The 13,258-nt window shown below is 57.4% G+C and carries 10 protein-coding genes; 2 read left to right on the forward strand and 8 right to left on the reverse strand.

Going from position 1 to position 13,258, the window contains the following annotated elements:
* Positions 1 to 129 precede the first annotated feature (129 nt).
* Complete coding sequence (locus ACQCLF_RS15160) at positions 130 to 411, reverse strand: hypothetical protein (protein WP_426988792.1); 282 nt, start codon at positions 409 to 411, stop codon at positions 130 to 132.
* A gap of 13 nt (positions 412 to 424) precedes the next feature.
* Positions 425 to 3,346: an RNA polymerase-associated protein RapA gene (rapA, locus tag ACQCLF_RS15165; protein WP_426988794.1), complete on the reverse strand. Its 2,922-nt coding sequence runs from the start codon at positions 3,344 to 3,346 to the stop codon at positions 425 to 427.
* 159 nt (positions 3,347 to 3,505) lie between these two features.
* Here rapA and ACQCLF_RS15170 point away from each other — a divergent pair, with 159 nt between their 5' ends.
* Positions 3,506 to 4,405, forward strand: a complete 900-nt coding sequence (locus ACQCLF_RS15170; protein ID WP_426988796.1) for a D-hexose-6-phosphate mutarotase — start codon at positions 3,506 to 3,508, stop codon at positions 4,403 to 4,405.
* A gap of 83 nt (positions 4,406 to 4,488) precedes the next feature.
* Here ACQCLF_RS15170 and ACQCLF_RS15175 read toward each other — a convergent pair whose 3' ends face one another.
* The 6 genes from ACQCLF_RS15175 to ACQCLF_RS15200 all read right to left on the reverse strand — a co-directional run bounded on the left by ACQCLF_RS15175 (position 4,489) and on the right by ACQCLF_RS15200 (position 12,565).
* The gene (locus ACQCLF_RS15175; protein ID WP_426988798.1) at positions 4,489 to 5,472 is read right to left on the reverse strand and encodes a malate dehydrogenase; all 984 of its coding nucleotides are present in this window, start codon (positions 5,470 to 5,472) and stop codon (positions 4,489 to 4,491) included.
* 176 nt (positions 5,473 to 5,648) lie between these two features.
* Positions 5,649 to 6,836, reverse strand: a complete 1,188-nt coding sequence (lapB, locus tag ACQCLF_RS15180) for a lipopolysaccharide assembly protein LapB (RefSeq protein ID WP_426988800.1) — start codon at positions 6,834 to 6,836, stop codon at positions 5,649 to 5,651.
* A gap of 5 nt (positions 6,837 to 6,841) precedes the next feature.
* Complete coding sequence (locus tag ACQCLF_RS15185) at positions 6,842 to 7,141, reverse strand: LapA family protein (RefSeq protein WP_426988802.1); 300 nt, start codon at positions 7,139 to 7,141, stop codon at positions 6,842 to 6,844.
* 93 nt (positions 7,142 to 7,234) lie between these two features.
* Positions 7,235 to 7,528, reverse strand: coding sequence for an integration host factor subunit beta (gene ihfB, locus ACQCLF_RS15190; RefSeq protein WP_426988804.1), 294 nt, complete (start codon positions 7,526 to 7,528; stop codon positions 7,235 to 7,237).
* Positions 7,529 to 7,710: 182 nt separating this feature from the next.
* Entirely contained in the window at positions 7,711 to 9,612 is a 1,902-nt protein-coding gene (htpG, locus tag ACQCLF_RS15195; protein ID WP_426988806.1) for a molecular chaperone HtpG, read from the reverse strand.
* Positions 9,613 to 10,114: 502 nt separating this feature from the next.
* On the reverse strand, positions 10,115 to 12,565 hold the full coding sequence (locus tag ACQCLF_RS15200) for a glycoside hydrolase family 3 protein (protein WP_426988808.1): 2,451 nt from the start codon (positions 12,563 to 12,565) through the stop codon (positions 10,115 to 10,117).
* Positions 12,566 to 12,821: 256 nt separating this feature from the next.
* Between ACQCLF_RS15200 and ACQCLF_RS15205 the strand changes: the two genes are divergently transcribed.
* Positions 12,822 to 13,241 carry a secondary thiamine-phosphate synthase enzyme YjbQ gene (locus tag ACQCLF_RS15205; protein ID WP_426988810.1) on the forward strand — a complete coding sequence of 140 codons (420 nt, stop codon included), beginning with the start codon at positions 12,822 to 12,824 and terminating at the stop codon, positions 13,239 to 13,241.
* Positions 13,242 to 13,258 lie beyond the last annotated feature (17 nt).

Genomic DNA, 13,258 nt, shown 5'->3' on the forward strand with positions numbered 1-13,258 from the left:
CAGGCAAGCACCTGCTCCATTGGGAGACTCTTGGAGGCATGGATGCCGACATGAAGCCTACAGGGAAGTATTTACGGCGGGTCTCCCAATGGAGCAGGTGCTTGCCTGCCGACGACCTACAAAGTCCCCTTACTCATCAAACATCTGAATCATGTAACCGCCTTTGATCGCCGCCTGCATTGCCTTATCGGCCTCCACCACACGAGGATCCTTGCGCAGCGACTCCCCGACAAACTTATGGTTCTCAATCTCGATATCCGTGAACCCGGCGCGCATCAAGTACACCTTGCACAACTGCTCCGCGCCAAAACGGTCCACATAATCGATATACACAATGAACGGCTTTCGATCCCCTTTGCGAATATCATCGCGATCCACACGTGCCGTACCATTGGCTGAAAAAATATACATAGTCCCGCTCCACTTAAACCGTCATGATGACCCGCACCGCATCCAAGCGCAATTGCGCACGCCGCAAGTACGATTCCGCCTGATCCCGCTGTTCACCCAGCGCTTCAATTTCATGGCGACGCACGTTTGGGTTCACTTCTGCCAGCGCTTCCAGGCGCTCCTTTTCCGCCGAGAGCGTGCGGCTGGCAGCCGCCAGAGCGTCGTCGACCAGCGCCTGTTGGCGCGGACCGACCAATGCTTCGGCTTGATCCATCATGGCTGACAGTTGCGGACGGGCATGTCGCACCAGATCCTGAGCGGATGGACGAGGCACTTTTTGCAGCAGCTCATCCAGCTTTTCAACGCTCAGCACCTGACTCAAGTCCTTGCCTTTAGGATCGATTAACACCCGTAAGACGGACTCCGGTAGATAACGGTCCAACTGCAACTCTGTCGGGGCCGGACAGTGCAGAACAAACAACGCTTCCACCAACAAGGTGCCGGGTTTCAATGGAGGCAGTTTAATTGTGGCCAGGGCGGTATTGCCAAACTCACTGTGGGCGATCATTTCCTGAGCGCCGTGGACCAACGGATGCTCCCAGCTGAGATAATGAATATCTTCACGCGACAGGGCCAGGTTTCGGTCGAACGTAATGGTCATGCCATCTTCGATTAAACCTGGAAAATGTGGCACACGCATGTGCTCACTCGGATGGATCACCCAGGCTTTTTCGCTGTGCTCTTCCTGATCCACACCAAAGGCATTAAGCACACGTTCCAAATAATCAGCCAGGGTGGGATCATGATCCTGCTCCTGAAGCGCCGACACCAGTGGTGCCACTCTGTCCGGCTGGCACGAATTCAGCTCCAGCAGGCGATCCCGACCGGCCTGTAATTGCTCGCGCAACGCATCGGCTTTTGCACGAGTGTCGTCGAGCAATGCCTCGAAAGCCGAGCTGTCACTATCCACCAGCGCGGCCAACAACCTGGACTCTTGAGCATCATACAGAGCACGCCCGATTGCGCAGGTGCGCTCGAACGCATCAAGCCCCTCGTGATACCACATCATCAGCCGCTCTTGTGCGGTATCGGGATAAAAGGGAACGTGGATATTCACATCGCCCTGTTGACCAATGCGGTCCAGACGCCCGATGCGTTGCTCCAGTAAGTCCGGATTGAGGGGAAGGTCGAATAGCACCAGGTCTTGGGCAAACTGAAAGTTGCGGCCTTCACTGCCGATCTCGGAGCAAATCAGCACTTGGGCGCCCATTTCTCCGTCGGCAAAATACGCGGCGGATCGATCACGCTCCAACAAGCTCAGCCCTTCATGGAAAACGGCGGAAGCCACACCTTTGCGCAACCGTAAATACAGTTCAAGCGACTGGGCGCTGTCGGCGTTGGCACAAATAACCAGCACCTTGTGACCGCGACGGCTTTTCAGGAACTCAGTGAGCCACGCTACCCGCGGGTCCACCAACCACCAATCTTCACCGGTTTCATCCTGCCAGAAGCTTTCCGGTTGTAGTTGTTCGCGCAAAGGGCGCTCGCTCAACGCGAGCAACTGCTCATCAATATCCAGCTCATGACGGTGCAAACAGCGCTGCGGAAAGCCGCTGACAGAGGCCCGGGTATTGCGGAACAGCACGCGCCCGGTACCGTGGCGATCCAGGAGCTGGTGAATCGCTGAATCCAGCGCGGCAACCGGGCTCTCCTCGGCCTCACGCTTGAGACGTTGCAGGGCGTCGTTCGACAGCCAGTGGGAAAGCTCGGCCTCCAGATCTGCTGGCCAATGGGGTGTATCCGCATCCCGCGCGGCCAGCAACTGCTGGACCTGCTCATTAAGCGCCGCGTATCCCGCCTGCTCGCTCAGAAACGTCGCCAAGTCGTGATAACGTTCGGGGTCCAACAGGCGCAGCCGGGCGAAGTGACTTTCCATCCCTAACTGTTCGGGCGTGGCGGTCAACAGCAGCAGCCCGGCGGCCACACTGGATAAGCCTTCGATACAGGCATATTCGGGGCTGGCTTCGCCACCCTGCCACTGCAGGTGGTGAGCTTCGTCCACCAGCAGCAGATCCCATCCGGCGTCTACTGCTTGCTGGTAGCGATTCGGACTGCCGACCAGAAATTCCAGCGACGTTAAAATGAGTTGCTCACTTTCAAACGGATTGTCATCCGCTTCGGCGATCACAATGTCTTCGCCTTCCGGCAGCAAGGAAGGGTCAATATCATCGAGACTCATAAGCGCCTGGCAGCGTTCTTCGTCCAGTAACGTGAAGGACAAATTGAAGCGCCGGAGCATTTCGACCAACCACTGATGCTGCAGGCTTTCCGGAACCACCAACAACGCCCGGCGTACCCGCCCGGTCATTAATTGCTGATGCAGGATCAGGCCGGCTTCAATGGTTTTCCCCAGCCCCACTTCATCCGCCAACAGCACTCGGGGCGCTGGCCGACGGGCCACTTCACTGGCAATGTACAGCTGATGGGGCAACGGTTGCACACGCGGTCCACTCAACCCATAGGCGGGACTGGCCCGATGCTGATGCATGGTCTCCAGTGTCTGGTAACGCAAACTGAAGTGTCGATATTTGTCGATTTGCCCGGAGAACAGCCGCTCCCTTGGGGTACTGAACTGCACGAAGCTATCCAGCTCGAACTCCGGAATCAGTTGCTCTTCACCTTCCTCGGTCACACCGCGATAGGCGAGCAACAGCCCCTGCTCCAGGACTTCGCGAATGGTAATAGAGGTACCATCCTGATGCTGAACCGCTTCGTCTACCTGATAGCGCACACGGCTGACCGGCGCGCTGCGCAGAGCGTAGGTTCGCCGCTGCCCGGCGGCGGGAAACCCCAACGTCAGTTGCCGCTCATCCACTTCCAGAACAATACCTAAACCCAGTTCTGCCTCAGTGTCACTCACCCACCGCTGCCCGGTCACAAATTGCTGTTGACTCACGCCTGCCTCTGTCAATCGCCGATTTCAGGATGCGCATGATACTGACTGTATGTCCGGGGGTAAACGCCGAAGAAAGAGCAATGGTCCGCAAAGGGCCGCTTGACGTAAAATACCGGGTTTAATCCTGATTCATCGAACGCTATTTATCGAGGAGAACCCATGGCAGAACTGGCCGAGATTATCGCGCCCTATGAGGGAATCACTCTGACCGACAGTCAGTCTCTCTTTCCGGACTCACAGGGCGAAGGCCTGCCGCTGATTCACATCCGCTCCGCTCTGTGCGAAGCGGTTGTCGCGCCTCAGGGAGCACAGCTGCTCTCTCTGGTACGGGCCGACGGCACGCCGCTGCTCTGGTTGAGCCCACAGTGCCATTTTGAAGCCGGTAAGGCACTCCGAGGCGGCATTCCGGTGTGTCTCCCCTGGTTTGGTCCCCACCCGGACGGTGATAAGCCTCAACATGGTTTTGCCCGCACTCGGGACTGGATGCTAACCCAAATCGCCCAGGCTGAAGACGGGCGCTGTGAACTGTCCTTTGAGCTGAATCACGCCGGGGACGACCTCTACCCCGCCGCGTTTAGCGCTCGGTTGCGCATGCGGCTCGGCCAGCACGCCGAGCTGGAGCTGGAGATCCGCAATGAATCCAGGGCCGAGGCTTACTTCACGTGGGCGCTGCATTCTTACCTGCCGGTGGACGATGTCGCTCGGGCAGTGGTTCCTGCGCTCGCAGGACGACAGTACCGGGATAACCTTCAAAACCACGCTCGACTCACGCAAAAAGGCCCATTGATGTTCCCGGGAGAGGTGGATCGGGTATTTGAGCGCATTGAAGAGCCGGTGGAATTGGGTCCCAACCCGAGCTTACGCATTGAGCACGACAATGCACCCAGTCTGATCGCGTGGAATCCAGGCGCCGAAAAAGCGGCCAAGATGAAGGATATGGGGGCGGGCAACGAGCAAACGTTCGTATGTCTGGAGCGCGGGGCTGTACTGGACGAAGGATGGACACTGGCCGCTGGCGAGAGCCGTCGCGCCAGGATGATGATTAAGGCAGGTGCATAGACACGGCGCAGTGCCATTTATAGAAAAACCGCCATGGCACCCTGGATGCCATGGCGGTTTCCTTTCAGCGTTAACACACTGGATCAGGCCGGCAGCAGATCCTTCACCGCATCACGCTCTTCCAGAAGCTCTTTCTCGGTCGCCTGCATTTTCTCACGGGAGAAGTCGTTGACGTCTACACCCTGAACAATTTCCCACTCGCCGTTTTTGCACACGCAAGGGAAGGAGTAAATCAAGCCTTTCTCGATGCCGTAGCTGCCATCGCTGTAGACACCCATGCTGACCCAATCGCCCTCGGCTGAACCCAGAGCCCAGTCACGCATATGGAAAATAGCGGCGTTGGCGGCAGAGGCAGCGGAAGAAGCGCCACGGGCTTCAATAATGGCGGCACCGCGTTTCTGAACCACCGGGATAAAGTCTTTTTCATACCAGGACTGATCCACCAGCTCCATCGCGTTGGTACCGGCCACCTGCGTTTGATGAATGTCGGGGTACTGAGTCGATGAGTGATTACCCCAAATGGTGAGATGGGTAATGTCGTTAATGGTTTTGTTCGTTTTCTGAGCCAGTTGGGTCAGTGCACGGTTGTGGTCCAGCCGTGTCATGGCGGTAAACTGGCGCGGATCAAGGTCCGGGGCATTGCGCTGGGCGATCAGCGCATTGGTGTTGGCGGGGTTGCCCACCACCAATACTTTTACATCACGGGAAGCGTGATCGTTCAGTGCCTTGCCCTGAACGGAGAAGATTTTGGCGTTGGCTTCGAGCAGATCTTTACGCTCCATCCCCGGACCACGAGGACGGGCCCCGACCAGCAGCGCATAATCGGTGTCCTTAAAGGCAACGGAAGCGTCGTCGGTGCAGACCATACCGGCCAACAGCGGGAACGCGCAGTCATCCAGCTCCATGGCCACACCTTGCAAGGCCTTCAGCGCCGGGGTGATCTCGAGCAATTGCAGGATAACCGGCTGGTCCGGGCCAAGCATTTCTCCAGCGGCGATGCGAAACAGGAGGGAGTAGCTGATTTGGCCGGCGGCGCCGGTAACGGTAACGCGTACAGGTGCTTTCACAATGTGTCTCCGTTTTGGGTAGTAATTCATGGACTTGCTCCCCGGGGATACTTCGCTGGCCTGAGCGCAGCGGACCCTACCGACGGGGTGCCGGCTGTCTTGTTGTGGGACGTGTTGACGCAGCCTGACGGCGGGACATTATAGGGGATTGACAGAAAATTTCACCTGACCGGGCCCTACTCGCCTTCCACCCCGGTAATCGGGGTGATACTGCCCCAGGTTTTACAGCCCGGACACAACCAGTGCATCTGATTTCCAGCGAACCCGCATTTCTTGCAATGATAGCTGGGCTTGGCGGTCATCACCTGATCCACCAGCTGTTTCAGTAGTTGCAGATTGTCCCTGGCGCGCCCTTCGGAATGCAGTAAATAGAGCTCCACCGCACGATTCAGAAGTTTAATCGTGGGCCGTCGGCGCAGGTGCTCGGCAATGAAGTCGGCCGCTGCGTGATCGTCTCGCGCCCAGCGGACCTGCTCGGCCATTTTGATCACCAGCGAGCTGCTCGGGTATTGCGCCAACAGCTCTTCCAAATAGCGCTGCAAGCCCCGGTGGTCTCCCAGTCGTTCGTAACAGGCGCACAACAGGTCGAGTGACTCCACGAGCAATTCAGGGTCCTGATGGGGAACCCGGTGCAACGCTTTCAGCGCTTCACGCTCATTGCCCAGCCGATGTTCCATCTCGCCCCACAACAGGCTCGCCCGCACGCATTGGCGATCAAAACCGAGCGCATTTTGCAGGTAGCGACGGGCGGCGAGCATGTCATTTTGTTCCATGGCATCTTCTGCCAGTTCGCAACAAAAGTGCGCACGGGCTATGGCCCTCTCCCCCGCCGCCTGACGACCGAACCGTCGCAGGCTAAGCTGATTGGCTGACTCAATCGCCTTGCCCCAGTCCTTTTCATCCTGGTAGATTTCGATCAGGTGACCCAGCGCTTCGGCTTTATACTGGCTGTTCACATCCACCAGTTCCTGCAACAAGCCTTCCGCGCGGTCCAACAAGCCGGCGCGAATAAAATCCCGCGCCAGCTCAAGTTGAGCTTCGTGCAGTTGCTGGGTGGTGAGGCTGGGGCGGGCCAGTAAGTTCTGGTGGATACGGGTGGCCTTCGCCACTTCCCCCTTGCGGCGCAGCAAATTGCCCAATGCCAGGTGCGTTTCCAGCGTGTCCGGATTGACTTCAAGGGAATCGATAAACGCGTCGACAGCACTGTCTGCTTCATCGTTCAACAGGTAGCTGAGGCCTTTGAAATACTTGGGCCCGAAATGGCGGTCATCTTGTTGTAGGCGACGCCCCCGTTGCCGCCACCCGAGGAAAAAACCCGCAGCAATGGCGACCACCAGGAGGCCGAACAAGCCGATATCGACCATTGCAATCAGTCTCGGATGGGTTGCAGGCGCAATTGCTTGAGCTCTTTCTCACAGCGCGCCAGTTGGCGGTCACGAGTTTTCAATTGACGTCTCAGACTCATTACCGGCATCAGTGCCACGGCCATACCGAGCAGCGCACCGCAAACGGCAAAAACCAGCAACCACACCCCCAGGGACAAGGTGGGCAGAGCAATACCTAGCAGCGTCACCGGTACGGCTTGAGCGTTTTCCAGCGCAAACCAAAGGCCCAGCACAAAGGCAAGAATCAGGACGATGATTTTCATCCAGCGCCAGAGGGGTTTCATGCAAAGAGTCCCTCTTGGGGCGGCCGTTTGGCTGTAGGGAAGCGGTCAACGTTAAACAGTGCGTCGGCCAGGGAGCTGATTTGAGAGTCTGAGTCAGTCATGCAGGCTTTCATTGACACGATCGCGCATCTCCTTCCCCGGTTTGAAATGGGGGACGTATTTGCCTTCCAGTTCAACGGTTTCACCCGTTTTGGGGTTGCGGCCCATGCGAGGCGCACGGTAATGCAGCGAAAAGCTACCAAAACCGCGAATCTCGATGCGTTCGCCGGATGACAACACATCGGCCATATGGTCGAGAATAAGCTTCACCGCCAGCTCAATGTCTTTAACCGGCAGTTGCTGGCCCTGCTGTTCGGCAATGTACTCTATCAGTTCCGATTTCGTCATGGCGTATGCCCTGTTATTGGTGAGAAGAGCGATCGCTGCTTCCTGTGCTCTCCTCGCACTTATTCTTGTCCATTTTCAACAACTTAGGCTAGCTTATACCGGACTTTCCGTGCGCGCAAGGGGGCGCCCGGTTTGCGGGGGTGAGCCTGGCGGATGGGCTTTCCCCATCCGCCCTCCGCCATTCAGTGACTGAGTTCCAGCAACAGTTTGTTCAACCGCTGCACATAAGCCGCCGGATCTTCAAGCTGGGTGCCTTCGGCGAGGTTAGCTTGATCGAACAGCACCTTCGCCAAATCCGCAAAGCGGTCTTCATCGGCCTCCTGATCCAGCTTCTGAACCAGCGGATGATCGGGGTTGATTTCAAAGCTCGGCTTGGTTTCCGGCAGGGCCTGGCCCGCCTGCTCGAGAATGCGGCGCATCTGGGCACCCATCTCGTGCTCGGCCACCACCACACAGGCCGGAGACTCGGTCAGACGGTGAGTAATGCGTACTTCCGCCACTTCCTCACCAAGCGCTTTTTTCACCCGTTCGATCAAGGGTTTCAGCGCTTCAGCCTGCTCCTCCTGGGCCTTTTTCTCGTCTTCACTGTCCAACTCTCCCAGGTCAAGCTCGCCCTTCCCGGCGTCTTGCAACGACTTACCGTCGTACTCATGCAGGTGGCTCATCAGCCACTCATCCACGCGGTCATACATCAGCACCACTTCGATGCCTTTTTTGCGGAAAACTTCCAGATGGGGACTGTTTTTCGCCGTGTTGAAATTTTCCGCCGCGATGTAGTAAATCTTGTCCTGTCCCTCTTTCATACGACCGATATAGTCGTCCAGGGACTGATCCTGATTCGCGTTGTCGGTATGGGTACTGGCAAAACGCAGCAGCTTGGCGATTTTTTCGCGGTTGGCGAAATCCTCAGCAGGCCCCTCTTTGAGCACCTGGCCAAACTCTTTCCAGAACGAGGCGTATTGCTCGGGTTCTTTTTTCGCCAGCTTATCCAGCATATCCAGAACACGTTTCGTCAGCGCGGTGCGCATAGTGTCGATGTTGGGGTCTTTTTGCAGAATTTCCCGGGAAACATTCAACGACAAATCATTGGAATCCACCACGCCTTTGATAAAGCGCAGGTACAACGGCAAAAACTGTTCCGCATCATCCATGATGAAGGTGCGCTGAACATACAATTTCAAGCCACGGGCACCGTCGCGGTTATAAAGGTCAAACGGGGCGTGTTCAGGCACGTACAACAGGCTGGTGTAATCCAGGTTTCCTTCCACACGGTTATGGCTCCAGGTGAGCGGGTCCGCGTGATCGTGGCTGATGTGTTTGTAGAACTCTTTATATTCCTCGTCACTCACCTCGGAGCGCGAGCGGGTCCAGAGTGCCGTAGCCGTGTTCACGACCTCGTCTTCCGGCTCGGCTTCTTTATCGTCTTCCGACATTTGCAGCTTCTGCATCACCACCGGGATGTCGATGTGGTCCGAGTACTTCTTGATAATCGAGCGCAAGCGCCAGTCATCAGCAAACTCTTTAGCATCTTCTCGCAAGTGCAACTCAATGGTGGTACCACGTTCAGCTTTCTCGATATTCTCGATGTTGAATTCAGCCTCACCTTCACTTTCCCAGCGCACCCCCAGATTCGCATCCGTGCCTGCCTTGCGGGTGGTCACCACCACCTTGTCGGCAACGATAAACGCGGAGTAAAAACCCACCCCAAACTGGCCGATCAGCTTGGAGTCTTTTTGTTGATCACCCGTGAGGTTTTTAAGAAATTGTGCCGTCCCGGATTTGGCGATGGTACCGAGGTTATCGATAACCTCTTCACGGTTCATGCCGATACCGTTATCACTGATCGTAAGGATATTGGCATCCTTATCAGCGCTGACACGCACTTTAAGATCGCTGTCACCTTCGTAAAGCGCGTCGTTCTCCAGCGCCTGGAAGCGCAATTTGTCCGAGGCATCGGACGCGTTGGAGATCAACTCACGCAGGAAAATTTCCCGGTTCGAATACAACGAGTGAATCATCAGGTGCAGCAGTTGTTTGGCCTCGGTCTGAAAGCCGAGCGTTTCTTTGTGCGCGTCCACGGTCATGAGGTGTAGCTCCTGTTATATCAGTCTGCCAGTGGCGTTAAACATGCACCCCCCGCCAGCCTGGCGGAGGATTAAAAATGCGTTGAAGCGGATTTGGGGGCTTTGCCGGGAATATCAAGGGTGGGGTTTAGGCGTCGCACTATGAAGGAGTTGGGGTTAGCACTTTGAAGAAGGCGCTCCGGGAGGTAAGAGCCCTTCGAGACACGCCGTGAACCCATCCTTGGGGGCTCGGTTACCCGCCGTCCAGGCGGGTAACGGTCTCGAAGGGCTCTTACCTCCCTACGCCGTGCCATCTGCAATAATGGAGAGATAGCACCATGCCCTCCATCCATATCGCTCTACCTGCGAAACAGCGTCAATTTGGCACAGCCGCAAATCACTTTCCCGTTGTGAGGCCGTTACCTGCCTGGACGGCAGGTAACCGAGCCCCCAGGGATGGGTTTACGGCGTGCCTCACAACGGGAAAGTGATTTGCGGCACCCCATTCAAAGCGATGAAAGAATCAGACCGCGTTTTTCTCAATACGAACCCCGGAGAACGTCAGATCGAGCCGCCCTTCCGTGGCCAGACAAAACGGCTCCAGTACCCGCGTGAAAAACTCCTCCGGCGGCAAAACCAGCCCAAAATCCGACCCCACATCCGGAAAGCGACTCAACGCCACCACCAGCGTCGTCCAGCCCTGTCCGGCCAGCTGCCGCAACTCATCCGTCACATCCACCTCGGAAATGGCCGACGGGCCACAGCCCATGCGCATCTGCACCGTCGCACTGGGGGCCACATCCACCCGTAGATCCACCACAACAGCCCCCGCATCGCGCAGGTAATCCGTCAGCACCTGACGGTCGCGGGTTGCCAGAGACACCACCCCCGCGCCCTGGCCACTCCAGCACACCCGACGCGCGTCCTCCTGCACCTCGCGATCCACCGCCGAGACCGTCAGCGTCGACACCGACACTTGATTACCCGTCATCACCGCGCGATCATTTTTGTTGCCCTCAACCTCCAGTTGCCAGTGATCGAGCGGACGCTGGCGGAACAGGTGCCACACGTCTTCCGTGGCCGACAAAACCAACCCTTCTTCCGGCAAATGGTCGGAGATCTCGCCCGACTCCCCATAGGCTAAACCATAACCGCAGGGAAAGAGCGGGGCGTAATCGGGAACGTCCGGATGCAACGGTGCCTGATCGGGCCTAGCGGGCCAGGAAAAACTGAGCTTGCCCTGAACCGGGTAGCGAACGCGTCCCTCGCTGTCGGAGAACAGAACATCGGCGACACCATCGCCTTCGGTACCAGGCTGCCAAATCACCATAAAAGCGTCCGAAGCGTTCAGCTCCCGATTGACCCACAACGGACGACCGGTGACGAACAGGGATATTACGGGAATGCCGCGCGACTTCAGGGATTTCAGCAATTCCCAGTCACGGGTGTCCCGGGGCTTATATTGCACGTTTTGCACGTCGCCCTGCATTTCTGCATAGGGGTCCTCGCCAAACACGACCACCGCCACATCCACCGGCTGGTCGCACTGCCCTTCAGCATTCACGATCAACTCACCACCCGCATCGCGCACCACAGCGTCAAAGGCACTTCTCAGCGTGGCCGCTCCCGGGAAGTCCTTCATCGAGGTCCCCGTTCCCTGCCAGGTAATCGACCAGCCACCAACCTGTTTGCTGATGTTGTCCGCGCCATCGCCCGCCAATAAAATGCGCTGTTTCGGGTTCAACGGCAAAAGCTGGTGGCGGTTTTTCAACAGCACCAGCGACTCACGAACGGCACGACGCGCCACCGCACGATGCTCAGGCGCGCCGAGCAGTGCCTGCTGCCCCGCCAGCGCACGGCTGGACGGTCTGCCGCGCTCGAACAGACCGGCGCGCAACTTCACGCGCAGAATGCGACGCACCGCGTCGTCAATGCGACTCATAGGAATCGTGCCATCCCGGGCCTGGGACAGCGTGTTATGAAACAAGGTTTTCCACTCCGGGTGCGGCACCATGAAGATATCCAGTCCGGCGTTCACGGCCTGGGGACAGTTGAGCACCTCGGCCCCCTCGATAAAGGCATGACCGTTCCAGTCACCCACGACCAATCCGTCAAACCCCATCTGGTCTTTCAACACCTCCGTCAGCAAGTAACGATGCCCGTGCATGTGCTCGCCGTGCCAGCGGTTGAATGAAGCCATAATCGCCTGCACACCGGCCTCAATCGCGCTGATGTACCCCGCCCCATGAACATCGCGCAAACGAGCTTCCTCATCAAGACAGTCTCCGCGATCAATACCGTTCACGGTGCCGCCGTCGCCAATAAAGTGCTTGGCTGTGGCAATAACGTGCCGATCGTCCAGTTGCTCATCAGCCCGGCCTTGCAGCCCCTCGACCATCGCTGCGGCGTAGTCACTGACCAACTCGGGGTCTTCAGACCACGACTCATACGTGCGCCCCCAGCGGTGATCCCTCGCCACCGCCACGGTCGGCGAAAAGTCCCAATCAAGACCGGTGGCGGCGATTTCACGGGCGGTGGCCTCCCCCACCGATCGCAACAGCTCTGGGTCTCGAGCCGCTCCCAAAGCGATGTTGTGTGGAAAGAGTGTGGCGCCTACGAGGTTGCCTACCCCGTGCACAGCATCGGTTCCCCACATGATCGGAATCGCCAGATAGCCGTCGCTATCATCCATCGAGGCATCCCAAAACTGGTCCGCGAGAGCCACCCAGTCATGCGCCGTGGCATAACGATCATTGTTGGGCACGCTGCCACCACCGTTGAGTACCGAACCGAGGTGGTATTCGCGAATGTCGTTTGGGGTGACATGGCGAATTTCCGGCTGAATCATCTGCCCCACTTTCTCCTCCAGGGACAACTGGGCCAGCAAATCCTCCAGCCGCGCTTCAAGCGCTCTGTCTTTGGGAATGGCACTGGGAACACGGGGCCACCGGGCCGCACGCACGGCATCAGACATAAAGCAACAGACTCCGATTGACAATACACTGTGCCGACGCAGGGCTCGCCATTGGCACAACTGTGAGATGGCACCACCGCCCCTTTTTATGGTTTGGTGGACTATAAGGTCGCGCATTTTAGCATAGTAAACCGGTTTCATGCTGACCGGCCAAAAGGACGAAGCCCCTCAGAGAAGATTGCCCCCCTCACGTCACTTGAACATTAAGCGCTTTGCGTTACTCTGATTCTTTTCGACAGCCGTGGAGACCAGTAGTATGTGGCGACAAGCCGAGTTTCAACTATCGCCCAAACAGCGTGGATTTCACCTCGTTACCCGGGAAGTCATGGCAGGTTTGCCGGATATCTCCGGGATACGCTGTGGCCTTCTGCATTTATTCATTCAGCATACCTCAGCCTCACTAAGCATCAATGAAAACGCCGACCCGACCGTGCGCGGCGATCTTGAGCGGCATTTTAATGAATTTGTGCCGGAGCGAGCGCCCTACTACGAGCATGATTATGAAGGCGACGACGACATGCCAGCCCATATCAAATGCTCAATCCTCGGCGCGTCGGTGACGGTACCCATCACGGATGGGCAGTTGAACCTGGGCACCTGGCAGGGCATTTATCTGTGCGAGCACCGCAACCGGGCGGGCCGTCGAACACTGGTGGCAACCGTTCAGGGAGAGTAAGCTTTCAAACCATTGCT

It is taken from the genome of Marinimicrobium sp. ARAG 43.8 (assembly GCF_050113635.1).
Lineage (GTDB): Bacteria > Pseudomonadota > Gammaproteobacteria > Pseudomonadales > Cellvibrionaceae > Marinimicrobium.

Excerpts from the sequence above, each read along its gene's own strand:
- ACQCLF_RS15205 (WP_426988810.1), top strand. The coding sequence starts at position 12,822 with ATGTGGCGACAAGCCGAGTTTCAACTATCGCCCAAACAGCGTGGATTT.
- ACQCLF_RS15185 (WP_426988802.1), bottom strand. The coding sequence starts at position 7,141 with ATGAAACCCCTCTGGCGCTGGATGAAAATCATCGTCCTGATTCTTGCC.
- htpG (WP_426988806.1), bottom strand. The coding sequence starts at position 9,612 with ATGACCGTGGACGCGCACAAAGAAACGCTCGGCTTTCAGACCGAGGCC.
- ACQCLF_RS15160 (WP_426988792.1), bottom strand. The coding sequence starts at position 411 with ATGTATATTTTTTCAGCCAATGGTACGGCACGTGTGGATCGCGATGAT.
- ACQCLF_RS15200 (WP_426988808.1), bottom strand. The coding sequence starts at position 12,565 with ATGTCTGATGCCGTGCGTGCGGCCCGGTGGCCCCGTGTTCCCAGTGCC.
- lapB (WP_426988800.1), bottom strand. The coding sequence starts at position 6,836 with ATGGTCGATATCGGCTTGTTCGGCCTCCTGGTGGTCGCCATTGCTGCG.
- ihfB (WP_426988804.1), bottom strand. The coding sequence starts at position 7,528 with ATGACGAAATCGGAACTGATAGAGTACATTGCCGAACAGCAGGGCCAG.
- ACQCLF_RS15170 (WP_426988796.1), top strand. The coding sequence starts at position 3,506 with ATGGCAGAACTGGCCGAGATTATCGCGCCCTATGAGGGAATCACTCTG.